The 20,323-nt window shown below is 65.9% G+C and carries 15 protein-coding genes; 4 read left to right on the top strand and 11 right to left on the bottom strand.

Features of this window, described 5'->3' with window-relative positions; all coding sequences use genetic code 11:
• Positions 1 to 40: 40 nt before the first annotated feature.
• Entirely contained in the window at positions 41 to 1,159 is a 1,119-nt protein-coding gene (locus ACSSV4_RS05865) for a polysaccharide biosynthesis/export family protein (protein WP_454274055.1), read from the bottom strand.
• A 140-nt stretch (positions 1,160 to 1,299) separates the two neighbouring features.
• On the opposite strand from ACSSV4_RS05865, the gene ACSSV4_RS05860 reads away from it, so the two are divergent.
• Together ACSSV4_RS05860 and ACSSV4_RS05855 are read left to right on the top strand one after the other, a co-directional pair.
• Positions 1,300 to 2,112 (top strand): NAD-dependent epimerase/dehydratase family protein, encoded by an 813-nt coding sequence (locus ACSSV4_RS05860; protein ID WP_454274054.1) that lies wholly within the window; start codon positions 1,300 to 1,302, stop codon positions 2,110 to 2,112.
• A gap of 150 nt (positions 2,113 to 2,262) precedes the next feature.
• Entirely contained in the window at positions 2,263 to 3,774 is a 1,512-nt protein-coding gene (locus tag ACSSV4_RS05855; protein ID WP_454274053.1) for a UDP-N-acetylglucosamine 4,6-dehydratase family protein, read from the top strand.
• Positions 3,775 to 3,998: 224 nt separating this feature from the next.
• On the opposite strand, the gene ACSSV4_RS05850 is transcribed toward ACSSV4_RS05855, so the two are convergent.
• Positions 3,999 to 4,472, bottom strand: coding sequence for a GNAT family N-acetyltransferase (locus ACSSV4_RS05850; protein WP_454274052.1), 474 nt, complete (start codon positions 4,470 to 4,472; stop codon positions 3,999 to 4,001).
• Positions 4,473 to 4,671: 199 nt separating this feature from the next.
• On the opposite strand from ACSSV4_RS05850, the gene smc reads away from it, so the two are divergent.
• Positions 4,672 to 8,127 (top strand): chromosome segregation protein SMC, encoded by a 3,456-nt coding sequence (gene smc, locus ACSSV4_RS05845; RefSeq protein ID WP_454274051.1) that lies wholly within the window; start codon positions 4,672 to 4,674, stop codon positions 8,125 to 8,127.
• 16 nt (positions 8,128 to 8,143) lie between these two features.
• Here smc and ACSSV4_RS05840 read toward each other — a convergent pair whose 3' ends face one another.
• The 3 genes from ACSSV4_RS05840 to ACSSV4_RS05830 all read right to left on the bottom strand — a co-directional run bounded on the left by ACSSV4_RS05840 (position 8,144) and on the right by ACSSV4_RS05830 (position 12,361).
• A complete protein-coding gene (locus ACSSV4_RS05840; RefSeq protein WP_454274050.1) occupies positions 8,144 to 9,010 on the bottom strand; it encodes an inositol monophosphatase family protein in 867 nt (288 codons plus the stop codon).
• A gap of 154 nt (positions 9,011 to 9,164) precedes the next feature.
• Entirely contained in the window at positions 9,165 to 11,687 is a 2,523-nt protein-coding gene (locus ACSSV4_RS05835; protein ID WP_454274049.1) for an ABC transporter permease, read from the bottom strand.
• Entirely contained in the window at positions 11,684 to 12,361 is a 678-nt protein-coding gene (locus tag ACSSV4_RS05830) for an ABC transporter ATP-binding protein (protein ID WP_454274048.1), read from the bottom strand. The genes ACSSV4_RS05835 and ACSSV4_RS05830 overlap by 4 nt, the downstream gene beginning before the upstream one ends.
• Before the next feature lie 52 nt (positions 12,362 to 12,413).
• Between ACSSV4_RS05830 and ACSSV4_RS05825 the strand changes: the two genes are divergently transcribed.
• Positions 12,414 to 13,040, top strand: coding sequence for an arylesterase (locus tag ACSSV4_RS05825; protein ID WP_454274047.1), 627 nt, complete (start codon positions 12,414 to 12,416; stop codon positions 13,038 to 13,040).
• 45 nt (positions 13,041 to 13,085) lie between these two features.
• Here the strand turns inward: ACSSV4_RS05825 and ACSSV4_RS05820 are convergent, their stop codons facing one another.
• The 6 genes from ACSSV4_RS05820 to ACSSV4_RS05795 form a co-directional block, all read right to left on the bottom strand.
• On the bottom strand, positions 13,086 to 13,292 hold the full coding sequence (locus tag ACSSV4_RS05820) for a cold-shock protein (protein ID WP_050663055.1): 207 nt from the start codon (positions 13,290 to 13,292) through the stop codon (positions 13,086 to 13,088).
• Positions 13,293 to 13,540: 248 nt separating this feature from the next.
• A complete protein-coding gene (locus ACSSV4_RS05815; protein ID WP_454274046.1) occupies positions 13,541 to 14,104 on the bottom strand; it encodes a L,D-transpeptidase in 564 nt (187 codons plus the stop codon).
• 318 nt (positions 14,105 to 14,422) lie between these two features.
• The gene (locus ACSSV4_RS05810) at positions 14,423 to 16,048 is read right to left on the bottom strand and encodes an ABC transporter ATP-binding protein (protein WP_454274045.1); all 1,626 of its coding nucleotides are present in this window, start codon (positions 16,046 to 16,048) and stop codon (positions 14,423 to 14,425) included.
• Positions 16,045 to 17,151: an ABC transporter permease gene (locus ACSSV4_RS05805; protein ID WP_454274208.1), complete on the bottom strand. Its 1,107-nt coding sequence runs from the start codon at positions 17,149 to 17,151 to the stop codon at positions 16,045 to 16,047. Before ACSSV4_RS05805 ends, ACSSV4_RS05810 begins: the two co-directional genes overlap by 4 nt.
• A gap of 96 nt (positions 17,152 to 17,247) precedes the next feature.
• Positions 17,248 to 18,342, bottom strand: coding sequence for a microcin C ABC transporter permease YejB (locus ACSSV4_RS05800; protein ID WP_454274044.1), 1,095 nt, complete (start codon positions 18,340 to 18,342; stop codon positions 17,248 to 17,250).
• Positions 18,343 to 18,360: 18 nt separating this feature from the next.
• Positions 18,361 to 20,301 (bottom strand): extracellular solute-binding protein, encoded by a 1,941-nt coding sequence (locus ACSSV4_RS05795; RefSeq protein WP_454274043.1) that lies wholly within the window; start codon positions 20,299 to 20,301, stop codon positions 18,361 to 18,363.
• Between the last annotated feature and the right edge of the window lie 22 nt (positions 20,302 to 20,323).

The following is a 20,323-nucleotide window of genomic DNA, read 5'->3' as shown; positions in this document are numbered from 1 at the left end:
TCCGTCGCCGAAAGCGACGGACGTTTCGATTCGCGAGAGCTTACTGCGTCAGGTTATTGGCCGTCGCGGTAAAGCCGACCACGGTGCCGAGCAGACCGAGGATGGTCTGGACCCGCGTCACAGGCGATTCGGTCGCAAGCAGCGTATCGCCCGGATTGATCTCGAACTTGCGCGCGGCGAACAGACCGTCGGCGGTTGTGAAATCCAGCGTGAACACGACCTGCTCCATATGCGGCCCGGCGGCGAAAGGCTCGCGCAGCTCTTGCGTGTAATCGCGCAACACCAAAAGCCCCTTGGGATTGGCCCGCGAGGCCAGCAAGCCGCCCATCTGCGACACGGCCTGCATCGCCGTGATCGACTCCTCCTCGAAATAGATCACGCTCTGCTGACCGGCCGCGCCCAGCGCGTTGAAATTGCGATCATCCTCGACCACCGCAATGCGATCGCCACCGCGCAGCAGAATGTCGCGCTGCGGATCGTTCAGAAGGTCCTCTGCCCGGGTCTCGTAGCGTCTGCCGTCCCGTTGCAGGACGATCAGCGGATGGCGCAGGGCCGGGCTGATGCCGCCGGCCTCGGAAATCACGCTGAGAATCGTGGTGTTGCGCGATTCGAGCATGTACCGCCCCGGCAGCCCCACCCCCGAGGCCATGTCGACCGCGTTGTTGCGGCCCTGCTCCACCGAAAGCTGCACTTGCGCTGTGGGCGCGATATCCGACAGCGACTCTTGCAGTTTCGTTCGTGCCGCATCGGCGGTCAGGCCACGCACCGCCACCTCACCGACATAAGGCATGAAGATCGTGCCGGATGCGCTCACCGGGATCGGCGGTACCGTGGTCATGCGGCTGTCCGACGAGGCCAGAAGCGAGTTTTCCTGGGTGTCCCAGACCACCATCTGAAGCGTGTCACCGGTCTGGATCAGCGCCGAATCCGGACCGCGCGACGCCGAGAGCCAATTGTATCGCCCGCTCCAGCCGGTTGCAGGCCACTCAGACAGCATCGAGACGTTGCTGCGCGTGACCGGGACGACCTGCAGGCTCGGGTTCTGACCGCTGCCCTCGCTCACCACGCTCGATTGCAGGGCCGCACCACTGGGAAGCGAGCAGGCGGCGAGAGACAGGGCACAGGCTGCGAGCACAAGCGCGCGGAGTTTCAACAGCAAAGCGTAATCCCTCGATCCCAAAAGCCGATTGTCGTTCACTACCGGGTTACTACCCTGTCTGGCCCATGATAGACAATTGCAAAATCAGGAACGCGCCACAACCCGGAGGCCGCATGCCAGATCCCGGCTCTCGGTGCCTTGTGACAGGCGCAAACGGACGCCTTGGCCGGATGCTGCGACGCGCCTGGCCAACTGACCCGTCATGCAGGCCGATCTGGCTGTCCCGCCACGCGCCCGCCGACCTGTGCTGGTCGCCCGAGACCCCGCTGCCCGATGTCCCGCATTGCGGCACCGTGATCGCGCTCTGGGGGCAGACATCCGGCGACCGGCAAACCCTCGCGCAGAACGTGGCGCTGGTGGCGCAGGGTCAGCGGCTGGCCGATGCCTGCGGGGCGCGGCGGCTGATTCATATCTCGAGCGCCGCGATCTATGGCCCGGGCCGCGCGATGGATGAGACACACGCCCCTGCCCCGGTCAACGCCTATGGGTCGTCCAAGCTGGAGATGGAGCAGGCCATCGCCAACCTGCCGCCCGATGGCCTGCGCCATGTGATCCTGCGGCTGGCCAACGTGGTGGGCGCCGACAGCCTCGCGCCCGCCTTGGCCGATCCCGCGCGGGGCGTCACCCTCGACCGGTTCGCAGATGGCACCGGGCCGCGCCGCAGCTATATCGCGCCGGGCGATCTGGCGCGGGTGCTGGCCGGGCTGGCCCGCCTCCCCGAGGGCGACCTGCCCGATACCCTCAACATTGCCGCCCCCCATCCGGTGGCGATGGAGGATCTGGTCCGCGCGGCGGGGTGTGCCATCACCTGGCGCGAAGCCCCACCCGAGGCGCAGGCCGAGGTCTCGCTCGATACCGACCGGCTGGCCCGGCTGCTGCCGGCTGCGCGGCGGCATGTCACCCCCACCCAGATGATCTCCGATTGGCGCAGGGTCCGCGACCCCAGCAGCTGACCCGGCGTACCGCAGCTTTGGACATAATCCTTCACATCATGGTCCGGTCCAGTCACGCCACGGTGAAGAGCATTGCCCCAAGGGACGCGCCAACCCTATTGTACCTGTAGAACTGCGCGCGACGCGTGGCTTTTTCCTGCGGAGATGACCATGCCCGACTGGCTGACCCGCCTTCCGCGCCCCGGGCGAGGGCGTATCCTGCACACACTGATCGAGGCGGGGCTGATGCTGGTGGCCGTCTGCCTTGGCGCGCTGCTCACGGACGACGCGGCACCGCTCGCCACGCGTCTTGTCTGGGCGCTGCCGCTGCTGCTCGTTGCCGGACTCCTGGGCAACGCACTCGATCTGCACCGCGCCACACCGATCCGCCACCTGACCAGCGACATGGGCCGGATCGCCCTTGTGGCTGCGGTCGCCAGTCTCATCGGTATGGCCCTGTCGGCAATCAGCGCAGCGGGACCAACGGACGCGCTCTTCATCGTGGCGGGCATGGCCTATCTGCTGCTTTCGGGCGCGCGTCACCTCTGGCGGCGCCATGATGGGCAGACCCGGCCAACCGGCCGTGCCGTCGATCCCGCCGCGCTTCTGGGGCGCGATGCGCTGGACAACGAGTTGCCGGATGTCAGCGACATATATGCCGACCGCCGTATCCTCGTCACCGGCGCGGGCGGCTCGATCGGCTCGGAACTGTGCCGTCAACTGGTCCAATGCCACCCCAAATCCCTGATCCTGATGGATCACGGCGAACATGTGCTGTTTCAGATCGAGCGCGAATTGCGTGGCCTCGCCCCGGATCTGGAGATCATCCCGATCCTCGGTTCGGTCTGCGACGCCGCGCTCGTCAACGTGCTGATGCGCGCCAAGAAGATCGACGTGGTGCTGCACGCGGCGGCCTACAAGCATGTCCCGCTGGTGGAATCGAACGCCATCGAGGGGATGCGCAACAACGTCCTCGGCACCCGCACCGTCGCCAATGCCGCGCGCGAGGCCGGGGTCGAGCGGTTCATCCTCGTCTCCACCGACAAGGCGGTGCGCCCGACCTCGGTGATGGGCGGCTCCAAGCGCTTTGCCGAGATGATCGTGCAGGATCTTGCCACCCGCTCGGACCGGACGCGATTTTCCATGGTTCGTTTCGGCAATGTGCTGGGCTCGTCGGGCTCGGTGATCCCGGTCTTTGCCGATCAGATCGCGCAGGGCGGGCCGGTGACGCTGACCCATCCGGAGGTGACGCGCTATTTCATGACCATTCCCGAGGCGGTGCGCCTCGTGCTGCTGGCAGGCTCTTTCGCCCGCGACGGCGATGTCTTCGTGCTCGATATGGGGGAGCCGGTCGCCATTCAGGACATCGCGCGCAGGATGATCGAGGCCTCGGGCTATAGCGTGCGCGATGCTGCCAATCCGCGCGGCGATATCGAGATCGAGATCACCGGGCTGCGCCCCGGCGAGAAGCTGCACGAGGAACTGCTGATAGGTTCGGACATGCTGACCACGCCGCATCCCCGCATCCTGCGCGCACAGGAGGGGCATCTGTCGGAGATCGAGCTTGCCAAGGCGCTCAAGTCGCTCTCCGAGGCGATCGAGACCCGCGACATGGCCCTGCTGCGCTCAATCCTCGCGCAGTGGATCGAGCAGGTCGAAGAGGATGAGGCGGTCAACGACTGAAGGGGGCGAAGGTTGAAATCGGCCTGAAGCGGACCTTCGCCTCTAGCACCAATGCGCGGAATCAAGGCGCGGAACGCGCCGCAGCGCAGCGCGCGACCGCCCCGTCGCACCAAAGGTGAGCCGATAGCACCGGCACGCCTTTGGCGTGACGGGCGGGCACCGCGCGGCTCTTCCCTGAATCCGCCAACGACAGCCCCAGGCCCTCCTCCCCGCATTTGAGTCGGCTACAAGGCTTTCTCCATGAAGACCGACGACGGCGCATCGGGATATGCCCCGAACGGCCCGCAAACCGCGAATCCGTGCCGCGCATAAAGCCTATGCGCCGCATCCAGCCCCTTGCCGGTTTCCAGCCGCAGCAGGCCAAGCCCCTCGCGGCGCGCCTCCACCTCAATGCGGCTCAGGATCGCTTCGGCCACCCCGCGCCCGCGCGCGATCTCATCGACGAACATGGATTTCACCTCGCCATAGCCATCGCGCAAGGCAAGCGCGCCGGTGCCGAGGCAGGTCGTCCCCTCCATCGCGGCGAAAAACCGGATATCGGGCGCGCAGAGCGCGTCGATGTCGAGAAAGAAGTTGTCCTCGGGCGGGAACAGCGATTGCATCAGCGCGTGGCTCGCCTCGAGCAGCGCGCGCGTGCCCGGCTCCTTGGGGTCGGCGGCTGTGATGCGGAAAGGTGTATCTGTGGCGGGGGCGGGCATTCGGGGCCTCTCTGACGGGATAACCCGTACGAGATTAGCAGGCCCGTCGCAGGGAGCAAGTAGCGCCACCCCGGCGGAAATCCGCAATATCATGTGGATAACTGGCCGACCCGCCCCATATCCTGTGGTTGGTCGTTGACAGAATCGCGGCGGGCTGGTCACATTCTGCTTTGATGGAATCGCCAGACCCGAGGTGCGCGTGCAGTTTTCCAAACTCCGACTGACCGGCTTCAAGAGCTTTGTCGACCCGACCGACCTGATCATCGCCGATGGCCTGACCGGGGTGGTGGGGCCGAACGGTTGTGGCAAGTCGAACCTGCTGGAGGCGCTGCGCTGGGTGATGGGCGAGAACCGCCCGACCGCCATGCGTGGCGACGGGATGGAGGATGTGATCTTTGCCGGGGCCGCGACCCGGCCCGCCCGTAACTTCGCCGAGGTCGTCATCCATCTCGACAATTCCGACCGGCTGGCGCCTGCCGGGTTCAACGATGCCGATCATCTGGAAATCGTGCGCAGGATCACCCGCGACGTGGGTAGCGCCTACAAGGTCAACAGCAAGGATGTGCGCGCGCGCGACGTGCAGATGCTCTTTGCCGATGCCTCGACCGGCGCGCATTCGCCCGCGCTGGTGCGGCAAGGGCAGATCTCGGAGCTGATCAACGCCAAGCCGAAATCGCGCCGCCGCATCCTTGAAGAGGCGGCGGGGATTTCCGGTCTCTACCAGCGGCGGCACGAGGCGGAGTTGAAGCTGCGCGCGGCAGAGACCAATCTGACCCGCGTTGATGACGTGGTCGAGCAACTCGCCAGCCAGCTTGCGCAACTGGCGCGGCAGGCCAAGCAGGCGGCGCGCTATCGCCAGATCGGCGAGGAGTTGCGGCAGGCCGAGGGGCTGTTGCTTTATCGCCGCTGGAAAGAGGCGGATCAGGCGCGCGCGCGGGCCGAGGACGAATTGCGCGAGCGGACCACGGCGGCGGCACGCGCCGAAACGGCCGCACGCGAGGCCGCTCGCGCGCGCACAAAGGCCGATGAGGCCCTGCCCGCCCTGCGCGAGGAAGAGGCGATCGCGGGGGCGATCCTGCAACGGCTGACGGTGCAGCGCGATACGATTTCCGAGCAGGAGGCCAGCGCCCGCGACCGGATCGAGACGCTGGCGGGCCGCATCGCCCAGCTTGCCCGTGATATCGAGCGTGAAACCGGGCTGAACCACGATGCGGGCGAGACGATCAAGCGCCTCGACTGGGAGGCGGCGGAACTGGCCAAGGGGGCCGAGGGGCATGAGGCCCGGCTGGAGGAGGCGCAGGAGGAGGCGCGCGACGCCGCCCGCGTGTTGCAGCAGCGCGAAAGCGATCTGAGCCAGATGACCGAGGACATGGCGCGGCTCTCGGCGCGGCACCAATCGGCGCAGCGCCTGATCGAGGATTGCCGCAAGACGCTGGCCAAGAGCGAGGCCGAGGCCGAGCGCGCCCGCGCGGCACAGACCGGGTCGCACGAGGCGCTGCACAAGGCAGAGGCCGATCAGGCGGCGGCGGCCAAGGCCGAGGCCGAGGCGGTGGCGGCGGCAGAGGCCGCCGAGGCCGCGCTTGTTACCGCCGACGAGGCCCGCGCCGAGGCGCAGACCCGTGAGGCCGAGGCCCGTGCCGCCCGATCCGAGGCCGAGGGCGAGACGGGCGCCCTGCGCGCCGAGGTCACGGCGCTGGCGAAACTGGTCGAGCGCGACACCGCCGAGGGTGGGCAGATCATGGATCGCCTGCAGGTGCAGCAAGGCTTCGAGAAGGCGCTTGGGGCGGCGCTGGCCGACGATCTGCGCGCGCCCGAGGTCGGGGCCGATGGTCCCTCGGGCTGGACCATTCTGCCGGGATACCAGGCGCCGCAGCCCCTGCCCGAGGGGGTCACTGCGCTCAGCAATCACGTCTCGGTGCCCGAGGTTCTGGCGCGCCGCATGTCGCAGATCGGGCTCATTGATGCCGAGGACGCCGCGCGGCTACACCCGCTCTTGAAGCCCGGTCAGCGGCTGGTCAGCACCGAGGGCGATCTGTGGCGCTGGGACGGGTTCCGGGCCTGGGCTGAGGACGCGCCTTCGGCGGCGGCACTCCGCCTGCAACAACTGAACCGGTTGGAAGAGCTGAAGCAGCAACTGGAACATGCCACCGCGCGCGCTGACGGGGCGATGCGCGCGCATGAGGCGCTGCGCGAGCAACTGGCGCAGTGCACCGAAAAGGACCGCTCCGCGCGCGAGGCGCGCCGGGCAGCGGATACGGCTGTCAACGAGGCCAATCGCGCCCTGAGCCGGGCCGAGGCCGACAGCAACCTTGCCGGATCGCGGCTCGAGTCCTCGAGCCTCGCGGTAACGCGCCACGAGGAAGAGGCGATGGCGGCGCGCAAGGGGCTGGCAGAGGCCGAAAAGGGGCTCTCTGGACTGGGCGATCTGGAGGCCGCGCGCGCCGATCTCGAAGACATCAAGATGACCGTCGAGGCCGCGCGCATGACGATGATGGCGCGCCGCTCGGCGGCGGATGAATTGCGCCGCGACGGCGAACGGCGCACCCGCCGCAGTCAGGAAATCGCCAAGGAAATCAGCGGATGGCGGCACCGGCTGGAGACTGCCGAGAAACGCAGTGCCGAATTGGCAGAGCGCAAGGACGCGTCCGAGGCGGAACTGGCCGAAGCGAGTGCCACGCCCGAGATCCTCGCCGCCAAACGCGCGGAACTGGGCGAAGAGATCACCCGCAGCGAGGCGCGCCGGGCTGAGGCCGCCGACGCGCTCTCGACCGCCGAAGGGGCGGCGCGGCAGGCCGGGCTCAATGAGCGCGAGGCCGAGCGGCAGGCATCAGAGGCGCGCGAAGCCCGCGCCCGCGCCGAGGCGCGCGTCGATGCCGCGCGCGAGACCCGCGATCTGGCCGCCGAGCGGATTGGCGAGGCCATGGACACCACGCCCGACGCCCTGCTCGAAAGCCTTGGGGCCGATCCTGACACCATGCCCGGCTCCGACGCCATCGAGGCGGATGTGAACCGTCTCAAACGGCAGCGCGACGCGCTCGGCGCGGTCAACCTGCGCGCCGAGGAGGATGCCAAGGAGGTCGAGGCCGAGCACGACACGCTGGTCACGGAAAAGGCCGATCTGGAAGAGGCGATCAAGACGCTGCGTGGCGGAATTGCCAGCCTCAACCGCGAGGGGCGCGAGCGTCTGCTGACCGCCTTCGAGCAGGTCAATTCCAATTTCACGCTGCTCTTCCGGCATCTCTTCGGCGGCGGCGAGGCCAATCTCGTGCTGGTCGAGAGCGACGACCCGCTGGAGGCGGGGCTCGAGATCATGTGCCAGCCGCCGGGCAAGAAACTGTCGACGCTGAGCCTTTTGTCGGGGGGCGAGCAGACGCTGACCGCATTGGCGCTGATCTTCGCGGTGTTCCTCGCCAATCCCGCGCCCATTTGCGTGCTCGACGAGGTCGATGCGCCGCTCGATGACGCCAATGTCACGCGGTTCTGCGACCTGTTGGATGAAATGTGCCGCCGCACCGAGACGCGGTTCCTGATCATCACCCACCACGCCGTGACGATGAGCCGGATGGACCGGCTCTTTGGCGTGACCATGGCCGAACAGGGGGTCAGCCAGCTTGTGTCGGTCGATCTCAAGAAAGCCGAAGCGATGGTCGCCTGAACCGCCCCGGCGGCGGTCAGTCCTCCAGAAGACAGGCGAAGTGATCGCGCAAGCGGTCCCATGTGGCCTGATCCGAGGCGCAGAGCAGGAACCCCTTGCTGATCGCGGTCGTGTAATCGCGCCCGTCGAGCATCCGCGCCACGCCGCCCGCCTGCTGGCAGATCAGCACACCCGCCGCGTGATCCCACGGGTTGAGCACGCCGGACAGGGTGAAATCCACCGCCCCCTGCGCCAGCAGGCGGTATTCGTGGCACGAGCAGCGCAAGGCGATGCAGCGCGACAGCGCAGGCAGCAGCGGCGCGATCCGCTCCTGCTGCGCCTGTGGCATCAGGTAGTAATGCATGTAGCCTTGCAGATCGGCCAGATCGCCGCCGCCCGAGACACGCACCGGCCGCTCGGCGCCAAGTGCCGCGACAAGACGCGCCGGGCTGGCCTCGTCGGCGATGATCCAGTCGTCGGAAACCGGATCATAAAGCAGCCCCAGCACCGGGCGGCCAAAGCGGGTGACGGCGATGATCACGCCAAAGAGCGGCAGACCATGGACGAAATTCCAGGTGCCGTCGACCGGGTCGATGATGAAAGCAAGCTCTGCCTCGGCCACCGCATCGCGCAGCTTCGGGCTCTCGGCCACGGCCTCTTCACCGACGATGAGCGCATGCGGGAACATTCGCTGCAAGCCGCGCGCCAGCATCGCCTCGGCCTGACGGTCGGCCTCGGTCACCAGATCGGTCGGCCCGGACTTGGTATCGGCCTCGGCGCGGGTAAGGGTGCGGAAGCGCGGCATGATCTCGGCCCGCGCGGCGCGGCGCACGAGATTGACCAGCGCGGTCTGCTGCGCGGGCGTCAGCGGCGGTGATAGCGGGATGGGTAGCGAATCGCTCATGGGCTCTCCTGTCGATGCGCGGATGCAGTGCCAGCCGGATTGCGCGAAATCAACGTGGCGTTTGGTGGCGGGATGATCGACCGGTTGACGCCGGCCGATCCGCCGGGGGTTTCACTCCCGGACCGCCGAGAGTATTTTTGCCAAAAAGAAGGCGCTATTCGCGGGCCCGCAGGATGCGGGCGGGGCGGGCGCGCAGCGGGCGCAGGGCAAAGGCGAGACCGGCGATGAGCGTGACCGCGATGCCGCCCGCGACGATGGCAAGCGCCGAGGTCCAGATCACCGTGAAGGGCGTCTCCATCACGAAATGACTGACCGCCCAGCCCCCGCCTATGCCCGCCGCCAGCGCCACGCCGCCTGCGGCTGTGCCCAGCAGGATGGCGCGCAGCGCGATGCTGGTCAGGATCTGCGCACGTGCTGCGCCAAGCGTCTTGAGGATCGCGGCCTCATAGGTGCGCGCGCGGGCATCCGCCGCCGCCGCCCCGATCAGCACCAGAAAACCCGTGAGCAGCGTCACCGAGGCGCCCCATGAGGTGGCCGAGACGAGGCTGGCCAAAAGGTCTGTCACCCGCATCAGCGCGTCGCGCACATTGATGGCGGTCACGTTCGGGTAGCGGTCGGTGACCTCGCGCAGGATCACCTCTTCGGCGGCCTGGCTGTCGGCATAGACCGTGGCGATGAAGGTATGCGGCGCACCGGCAAGGGCGGAGGGGTTCATCAGCATGACAAAGCCCATCCCAACGCTGGAGAAATCCACCTCGCGCAGCGAAGTGATGGGCGCGGTGATGTCGCGCCCGAGGATGTTGAGAGTGATCTCGTCGCCGAGGCCAATGCCCATTTCCGCCGCCTCTTCGGCGGCGAAGCTGAGTTGCGGCGCGCCGGTGTAGTCGCTGCCCCACCAGTCGCCTGCGGTGAGGGTGGTGCGTTCGGGCAGGGTCTCGGCATAGCTGATGGCGCGGTCGCCCTCGACCACCCAATGCCCCGGCGCGACCTCACGCGCCGGGCGGTCATTGATGCGGCTGATGATGCCGCGCAGCATCGGGGCGTGGTCGATGCGGCTGACGCTTGGGTCGGTCTCCAGCCGGTCGAGAAACCACGGCATCTGGTCCTTTTGCAGATCCACGAAGAAAAAGGACGGCGCACGCTCGGGCAGGTCCCCGGCGATGGCGCGGCGCAGATTGCCGTCGATCTGTCCGACGGCGGCCAGAACCGTCAGGCCAAGCCCGAGCGAGAGCATGACCGGGGCCGCCGTGCTGCTCGGCCCGCCGATCGCCCCAAGCGCCCAGCCAAGCGCGGGGCGGGCGCGCAGACGGGGCCGCAGGGCGCGGGCGGCGCCTTGCACGGCGACGGCGGCGAGGCTCAACGCGCAAAGCGCGCCGATGATCCCGCCCGCCGTCCAGAGGGTAAGCGTCAGATTGCCGGAAAAGAGCGCCGCCGCCACCAGCAGCAGACCGAGAAGCGCCAGCGTGGCAATGACATAGGGCGTGCCGGGCCAGCCATGACGCGCGCCCGCCGCCTCGCGGTAGAGCGCAGCCGCGCGCACCTCGCGCGCCCGGGCAAGCGGCCAGAGAGTGAAGATCAGCACGCTGAGCACGCTGTAGAGCGTCGCCTCGATCATCGGGGCGGGGTAGACGGCAAAGACCGCGGGCACCGGCAGGCGCGCGGCGATGAACGGCCCGAGCAGGACCGGCAGGCCGACGCCCAGGATGAGCCCGCCGATGATGCCAAGGATGGCCAATGCGCCGACCTGAAGGAAGTATGTCAGAAAGATCGTCTGCTGATCCGCGCCGAGGCTGCGCAGGGTGGCGATGACCTGCACCTTGCCCGCCAGATAGCTGCGCAGCGCCGCCGAGATGCCGACGCCGCCCACAGCGAGGCCCGAGAGCCCCACGAGCACGAGAAAGGCCCCGAGCCGGGTGACGAATTCAGCGACGCGGGGGCTGGCGTTGCGGGCGTCGTTCCAGCGAAAGCCGCTGCCGTCAAGCTCCTCGGTGACGCGGCGCTCCATCGCGGCTAGATCAGTACCGGGGGGCAGGGTCAGCCGGTATTTCGAGGTGAAGAGCGAGCCGGGCGACAAAAGCCCGGAGCCGTCGAGGGCGAGCCGTGCGACGATGGTGCGGGGGCCGAGGCCGAAGCCCGCGCGCGAGGGGTCGGGCTCGCGCACCAGTTCGGCCATCAGGCGAAACTCCTGCTCGCCGAGGCGAAACGTATCGCCGATCTCGATCCCGAGACGCGAGATCAGGAGCGGCTGCATCACCGCGCCGGGCAGGTCCTCCGCCCCGGTAAGCGCCGCCTCGAGCGGCATCTCGGGGGATAGTTCCACCTCTCCGACAAGGGGATAGGCACCATCGACTGCCTTGACCTGCGTCAGTTCGCGCGTGCCGTCCGGCCCGAGCGCCATGGAGCGGAAATCGGCGATCTCCGAGACGTCGAGGGCCGCGCCCTCCATCCAGTCGCGCTCGGCCTCGGTGGCGAAACGATAGGTCAGTTCGAGTTCCGCATCGCCCCCCAGAAGCGCCGCCCCCTGATCGGCGAGCCCCGCGCGCACGCTCTCGCGCAGGGTGCCGACGGCGGCGATGGCGGCCACGCCGAGGATCACGCAGGCGAGGAAGATGCGAAACCCGCGCAGGCCGCCGCGCAGCTCGCGCCGGGCGAAATTCGCCGCTGTTCTCACACTCATGCGGTGCCCTCGATGCGCCCGTCGCGCAGGCTGATGACCCGGTCGCAGCGCGTGGCAAGATCGGCATCATGGGTCACCAGAACCAGCGTCGCGCCGTGGCGGTCGCGCAGCCCGAACAGCAACTCGATGATCGTCTCGCCGGTGCTGCTATCGAGGTTGCCGGTTGGCTCATCGGCCAGGATGATCGCCGGGCGTGGTGCTGCGGCGCGGGCAAGCGCCACGCGCTGCTGTTCGCCGCCCGAAAGCTGCGAAGGGTAATGCCCGGCGCGGTCCGCGAGCCCGACGCCGGTGAGTTCCTCAAGCGCGCGGGCATCGGCATCGGGCGCGCCCGCAAGTTCAAGCGGCGTCGCGACATTTTCCAGCGCGGTCATCGTGGGGATGAGGTGAAAAGATTGAAAGACGATGCCGAAATTGTCGCGGCGCAGGCGAGCCAGTTGATCCTCGGTCAGCGCGCCAAGATCGTGATCGAGTGCGCGGACGGTGCCGCCGGTGGCGCGCTCCAGCCCGCCCATCAGCATCAGCAGCGAAGATTTGCCGGAGCCCGACGGGCCGACCAGCCCGACACTCTCGCCCCGGTGGACATCCAGCGTGATCCCGTGGAGTATCCGGACGAGACCGGTATTCCCCTCCAGTGCGAGCGAGGCATCGGAAAGGGACAGAAGAGGAGAGTTCATGCGTTTGCGCCTGATTGAAAAGGGTTTTTTGACATATGGGACCCTGCGGGGGATGGGCAAGGTCTTAGCCGTGATCGGCGCGCTTGTCAGCCCGGCAAGCGCGGCAGAACCGGTCACGGTTTTGGCATTGGGGGACAGCCTGACCCAGGGCTACGGGTTGCCCGAGGAAGACGGCTTTGTCCCGCAGATGCGGAATTGGCTGCAAGATCAGGGGGTTGAGGCCGACCTGATCAACGGTGGCGTATCCGGGGACACCACGGCGGGCGGCGCCGCGCGGGTGGGCTGGAGCCTGACGCCCGAGGTGGACGCGATGATCGTGACCCTTGGCGGCAATGATCTGTTGCGGGGCATCGACCCTGCGGTAAGTCGCGGGAACATCGAGACAATTCTACAGGTGGCCGAAGCCAGGGAGGTCGAGGTCTTGCTGGTGCTGATGGCCGCACCGGGCAATTACGGGGCCGGTTACAAGGCCGAGTTCGACGCGATTTACCCCGAGTTGTCAGAGGCTTACGACGCGATGCTGGCGCCGGATTTCTTTGCCGGGCTGGGTGAGGGCGACCCGGCGGCGTTGCAGCGCTATTTTCAGCCCGACGGCATTCATCCCAATGCCGAAGGCGTGCGGCGGATCGTCGAGGCATTGGGGCCGCATGTGGCCGAGTTGATCGCCGCCGCGCAATGAAAAAGGGCCCGCGCGGGGCCCAATTCCGTTATCACTTTCAACGCTTTAGGCGAGGGTGATGTTGGACGCTGATTCGCGGCCGTCGCGGCCGGCTTCGATGTCGAAATTCACTTTCTGGTCGTCGGCCAGACCGGTCAGACCGGCGCGCTCAACGGCGGAAATGTGGACGAACACGTCCTTGCCGCCGCCATCGGGCGCGATGAAGCCGTAGCCTTTGGTGGAATTGAACCATTTCACGGTGCCAGAAGCCATCGTTCTGATCTCCTTCGGTTTTTGCTGCCCGCAGGAGTGCGGCAGCCCGGCTCTGTCGTGCAAGATCGAGTGACTGAGCCGTAAAGGAGCAGATGGTCGATAGTGGTAACGTCGCGTCTCGAATTATGGGGTTGGAGAATTCCAAAATCAAGTCACATCAAATCCGCAGTGTTGCAACTTGTGAAAACGCGGCAGGTTTCGGCCAAGTCCGGGGGCAGCAAACCGCCCGCCCCCGAGAGACTTCTGTCTCAAAGGACAGTCACCACCGTGCCGATCGGGACGCGCTGATAGAGGTCCTGCACATGCGCGTTGATCATCCGGATGCAGCCATTCGAGACCGAGCGCCCGATCGAGGACGGCTGGTTGGTGCCGTGGATCCGGTAATAGGTGTCGACACCGTTCTGGAACAGATAAAGCGCCCGCGAGCCGAGCGGATTCTCGGGGCCGCCGGGTTGCACATAATCGTTGCCTTTGAAGCGGTCATAGGTCTGCGGCTCGCGTTCGATCATCTCATCGGTGGGCCGCCATGTCGGCCATTCCTTCTTGACGTCGATGGTGGCGGTGCCGGTGAATTCGAGCCCGGCACGGCCCACCCCCACGCCATAGCGGCGCGCACGGCCCGGTGCGGTGACGAAATAGAGGAAATGCGCCCGCGGCAGCACGATAAGCTGACCGGTCTGATAGACCGGATCAAAACGCACCTCCTGCGGCGCGAATCTCGGATCGAGTTCAAAGGCCCGTGCAAGCCCCGGCACAAGGGCGGGGGCAGCGGCGGCGAGGCCAGTGGCGAGGAAATGGCGTCGATGGATCATGGGCAAACCTCCTGTACGGGATGTCGTAATTATACCGGGATGATACAAGGGCGCAAAAATCAAAACCGGTTAACGGGCATTGCGCACAGCCAACTGTGGCCTTGCGGTCGCGTCAGATGGCGGCCCAGTCATCGAAATGCCAGGGGACGGGGCGGCGGCGCAGCAAGGTAGGGCGGGTGCGGCCTGTGATCGTCTTTTGGCGGGACATGGTGACCTCCTGATAATGCTGTTGCCCAACCGAGATGGGGGCCGACGCGGGTCTTGCCAGAGCAGATGGGCGGAACGTGAACGGATGTGACCGCGGTCGCGTGCGTGCGATCACCTCTCCTGCGTCGCTTGTGCAGCGTCAGTTGCCTCGGCCCGTCCCTCCAGCGATGCCGCCAGCAGGGTGCGCGCGTACTCGGTCTGCGGCGCTGTAAAGAGCGTCTCGGCCTCGCCCGCCTCCACGACATCGCCATCTTTCATCACCAGCACCCGGTGGCTCATGGCGCGCACCACGTGCAGGTCATGGCTGATGAAAAGATAGGCCAGCCCGTATTTCACCTGCAAATCGCGCAGCAGGTCGACGATCTGCACCTGCACGGTCATGTCGAGCGCACTTGTCGGCTCGTCCAGAACCACCAGCTTGGGCCGCAGGATCATGGCGCGGGCGATGGCGATGCGCTGCCGCTGACCGCCGGAAAACTCATGCGGATACCGGTCCATCGTGGCGGGGTTGAGACCCACCTCCTCCATCACCTCGGCAACAAGTTCGCGCTGCGGCCGCCCGCCCGGATTGCCATGCACGCCCAACCCCTCGGCGATGATCTGCGCACAGGTCATGCGCGGCGACAGGCTGCCGAACGGGTCCTGAAAGACGATCTGCATTTCGGCGCGTCGCTTACGCAATTCCCGCGTCGACCAGCCATGGACATCCTCGCCGGCAAAGCGGATCGCACCTTCCGAGGCAATGAGCCGCATGATCGCCAGCGCCAGCGTGGTCTTGCCCGACCCGGATTCGCCCACGATCCCCAGCGTCTCGCCCGCCCGCACCGTCAGCGTGGCGGCATTGACGGCCTTCACATGGCCGACGGTACGCTTGAGAAAACCCTTCTGAATGGGAAACCACACGCGCAGATCCCGTGTTTCCGCCACCACCTGCGCGCCCTCGGGCACCGGCGCGGGCACTCCCACAGCCTGCGCGCCCAGCAGTTTGCGCGTATAGTCGTGCGTCGGCGCGGCAAAGACCTCGTCGACCCTGCCCGCCTCGACGATCTCGCCATCCTTCATCACGCAGACCTTGTCGGCGATGCGTCGCACGATGCCCAGATCATGGGTGATGAAGAGCAGCCCCATCCCCTCGTCGCGCTTGAGATTGGCCAGCAGTTCCAGAATCTGCGCCTGAATGGTCACGTCGAGCGCGGTTGTCGGCTCATCCGCGATCAGGATGTCGGGCTTGTTGGCCAGCGCCATGGCGATCATCACCCGCTGCCGCTGCCCGCCCGAGAGCTGATGCGGATAGGCCCCGAGACGGCTTGCCGCATCGCGGATGCCGACCCGCTCCAGCAGTTCCACGATCCGCGCGCGCGCCGCATCGCCGGTCAACGCCTGATGCAACTCAAGGCTCTCGCGCAGCTGCTTTTCCAGCGTGTGCAGCGGGTTGAGCGAGGTCATCGGCTCTTGGAAGATAAAGCTGATATCGTTGCCGCGCACCTGCCGCAGGCGCTTGTCATCCGCGCCGATCATCTCCTGGCCCGCATAGGTGACGCTGCCCGTAACCTCCGCCGAGGCCCCCAAGAGCGACACGGTCGAGAGTGCCGTGACCGATTTGCCCGAGCCAGACTCGCCCACCAGCGCCACCGTCTCACCCCGGTCGACGCTGAACGAGACGCCCTTGACCGCCGGGATCAATTGCCCGTCCTGCCGGAAACTCACCCGCAGATCACTGACCGTCAGCACACTCATTCAAACGTCTTTCTGGGATCGAACGCGTCGCGCACGCCCTCGAAGATGAAGACCAGCAGCGACAGCATGATGGCAAAGGCGAAAAACGCGGTGAAGGCCAGCCACGGGGCTTGCAGGTTCTGCTTGGCCTGCAACGTCAATTCCCCCAGCGAGGGCGAGGAGGACGGCAGCCCGAAGCCCAGGAAATCCAGCCCCGCCAGCAGCGAGATCGTGCCGGTGATGACAAACGGCAGCATGGTGAGCGTCGCCACCATCGCATTGGGCAGCATGTGGCGGAACATGATGGTGATGTTGCCGACGCCCAGCGCCTTGGCCGCCCGCACATATTCGAGATTGCGCGCACGCAGGAACTCTGCCCGCACCACGCCCACCAGTGCCATCCAGCCAAACAGCACGGTGATCACCACCAACAACCAGAAACTGCGCGGCAGGATCGCGAACAGGATGATGATCACGTAAAGCTGCGGGGTCGAGGCCCAGATCTCGATGATCCGCTGAAAGATGAGGTCGGTGCGCCCGCCGAAATAGCCCTGCACCGCGCCTGCCAAAACTCCGATCACCGACGACAGCAGCGTCACGATCAGGGTGAACATCACCGACAGCCGGAACCCGTAGATCACCCGCGCCAGCACGTCGCGCTTGGTGTCATCGGTGCCAAGCCAGTTCTGCTCATTGGGCGGCAGGGGCGCGGCCCCGGGCCGGTCCACGGTGGTGTCGTAGCTATAGGGAATGGGTGGCCAGATCGCCCAGCCCGTCACGATCTCTTCGCCGTCAACCACCCCATCCTCGGCATCCGCAATCACGCCTTCGGGGTCGTCGAAACAGATATCCATCCCGCCGCTCGCGATCAGGCATTGCACCTCCGGGTCGCGATAGATCGCCTCGGTCTGGAAATCGCCGCCAAAGGCGGTCTCCGGGTAGAATCTGAAAATCGGCGCGTAGAACTCGCCGCGATACTGCACGAGGATCGGTTTGTCATTGGCCACGAACTCGGCAAAGAGCGTGACGGTGAAGATCACCGAAAAGAGGATCAGCGACCAGAAGGCCCGCCCATTGCGCCGGAAATTGCGCCAGCGCCGCTGATTGAGAGGGGACAGCCGGATCACAACGCCTCTCCTTCACCGTTCCGCAAGTACTCCGGCGGAGTCGCGCCGCAGGCGCGGCGGGGGCAGCGCCCCCATATGGCGCGCGCCATCACCTCAGCCCTCCCGCTTCTCGAAATCAATCCTGGGATCGACCAGCACATACATCAGATCCGACAGGATACCGACGATCAGGCCGATCAGGCCAAACAGGAACAGCGTGCCGAACATCACCGGGTAATCGCGCCCCACCGCAGCCTCAAACCCCAGCCGCCCCAGCCCATCGAGCGAAAAGATCGTTTCGATCAGCACCGAGCCACCGAAGAACACCCCGATGAACACCGCCGGAAAGCCCGCGATCACGATCAGCATGGCGTTGCGGAACACATGGCCATAGAGCACCCGGCGCTCGCCCAGCCCCTTGGCGCGGGCGGTCATCACGTAGTGCTTCTTGATCTCGTCGAGAAAGCTGTTCTTGGTCAGCAGCGTCAGCGTCGCAAAGGCCGAAATCGTTGAGGCGATGACCGGCAGGGCGATATGCCAGAGGTAATCGGCGATTTTACCAAACAGGCTCAACTGCTCGAAATTGTCCGAGCTGAGACCGCGCAGCGGGAAGATCTGAAAGTAACTGCCCCCCGCGAACAGCACCAGCAGCATGATCGCAAACAGAAACGCCGGGATCGCATAGGCCACGATAATGAGCCCGCTGGTCCATGTATCGAACCTTGATCCGTCCTGCACCGCCTTGCGGATGCCCAGGGGGATCGACACCAGATAGGCGATGACAGTCGACCACAGGCCAAGTGTGATCGAGACCGGCATCTTCTCCAGCACCAGATCCAGCACGTCGATCTTGCGGAAATAGCTCTCGCCGAAATCGAAGCGCATGTAGTTCCACATCATGTTGACGAACCGCTCCAACGGCGGCTTGTCGAGGCCGAATTGCTCTTCCAACTCGGCAATCAATTCCGGCGGCAAGCCGCGCGCGCCAACATATTGCTCGTTACCGCCTGCACCACCGCCCATGTCCTGCCCGGCGTCAGAGCCGGAGCCCGAGAAACTCTCGAAGACATTGCCCTGCCCCTGCATGTTGGCGATCATCTGCTCGACCGGACCGCCCGGCACGAATTGCACCAGCGCAAAGTTGATCACCATGATGCCAAAGAGCGTCGGCACGATCAGCAACAGCCGCCGCAGGATATAGGCCCCCATCTCAGTGGATCTCCCAGATCAAAGCGCGCCCGCGTCTTTCAGCGCCTGCGCCTTCTCTTCGTCATACCACCAGAAATCCAGCACGCCGGTCGCATAGGCGGGCAACGGCTCGGGATAGTCGTACATGTCCCAATAGGCGACCCAGCTCTTGTCGAGATACCATGTCGGGATCATGAAGAACTCGTAGCGCAGCGCCCGGTCGAGCGCGGTCAATGCGACGTCCTGCTCTTCCTTGCTGCCCGACTCGAGCGCGCGGTCGATGATCGCATCGACCATCGGGCTCGCCAGCCCCGCCGGGTTGAACAGGCTGAACTCGGCTTCCTTGCTGCCATAGCGCTGATGCAGGCCGGTGCCCGCCTCCAGAAAGGCGATGTAGCTGTCAAAGATCAGGTCATAGTCGCGGTCGCGCTCGCGGGCAGTGTACTGCGCCGCGTCGATCTTGTCGAAGCGCGCGTCGATGCCCATCAGTTGCAGGTTCGACACAAAGCTTTCGACCACCGCCGACATGGTGGCAGAGCCTGAGGCCGAAATCGGGATCTCGATGCTCAGCAATTCGCCATCCGCATTGCGCCGCTTGCCGTCGTCACTCACGGGCCAGCCCGCCTCGTCCAGCAGTTTCATCGCCCGGCGCAGGTTGCGCCGGTCGTTGAGCCGGTCACCATCAGAGGAATGCGCCATCACCGCAGGCTCGGTCAGCATCTCTTGCGGCACCAGATCACCAAGCGATTGCAACAACTCCAGTTCCGCCCCCTCCGGCACGCCCTCGGCCTGCAAGGGCGTGTCCTGCACGAAGGAATGGCGCTGCTTGAAGAGGCCGTATTGCAGCGATTGGTTGGTCCATTCGAAATTGAAGCCGAGTGCAATCGCCTGCCGCACCCGCTTGTCCTGCAACACCTCGCGCCCGAGGTTGAAGACAAAGCCCGAAGGCGTCGGCGGCAGCCCGTCGGGCAACTCCTCTTTCACCACATATCCCTTATTAGCCGCCGGAAAGTCATAGCCCGTCGCCCATGTCTTCGAATTGCCCTCGGGGCGGAAGGTGTAAATCCCCGCCTTGAACGCCTCGAAGGCGGCATTGTCATCGGCGAAATACTCGATCCGGATGCGGTCGAAATTGTGCCGCCCCTTGTTGATCGGCAGGTGCCAGCCCCAGTAATCGGGGTTGCGCTCATAGACGATATTGCGGTTCACCTCCGAGCTTTTGACCTGATACGGACCAGAGCCCGGGGCCGCCTCCAGCCGCGGCTCATCGAGCCGCGCGTCGTTTTCCTCATACCACTTGCGCGGAAACACCGGCGTGCCACCGACCTGATCAATCAGCGAGCGGCGCGAGATGCCCTCGGCAAAGGTGAACTTTACCCGGTGATCATCCAGCGCCTCGGCGCTCAACACCCGCCGCTTGACCGCCTCGGCATACGAGCGCAGCCCCTGTTCCAGAAAGAGGTTATGCGAGAACACCACGTCATGCGCGGTGACCGGCGTGCCATCGGCAAACCGCGCCTCGGGGCGCATATGGAAAATCACCCAGGTCTTGCCCTCGTCATATTCGAGGCGTTCGGCCAACAGCCCGTAACTTTCGTTATAACGATCCCCCGGCAGCGGCTCTCCGGTCGCCTCGGACCCACCGAGCAAGCTCTCATAGACCATCCACGACAGCCGCCCGGCGCGCCCCTTGCGCGAATAGGGGTTCATCGAATCGAAGGTGCCGGGGGCATAGAGCGAGATTTCACCGCCCTTGGGCGCGTCCGGGTTCACGTAATCGAAATGCTCGTAATCGGCGGGATATTTCAGATCGCCGAAGAACGAATAGCCATGCGAGGTGATGACCTTTTCATGCTCATCCGCAATGGCCGCCTGCGCCATGAGCGCCGCGATGCACAGCCCCGTGAGCAGGACCACGCCGCGCCAGATCGCGAAAATGTCGAAACTCGGGGCCTTGGCCGGGGGGTGCTGTCCGGTCATGTCATCCTCCTGCTGTCGCAGC

It is taken from the genome of Roseovarius sp. MBR-154 (genome assembly GCF_053628595.1).
This window is presented reverse-complemented; position numbering and strand designations above follow the sequence as displayed.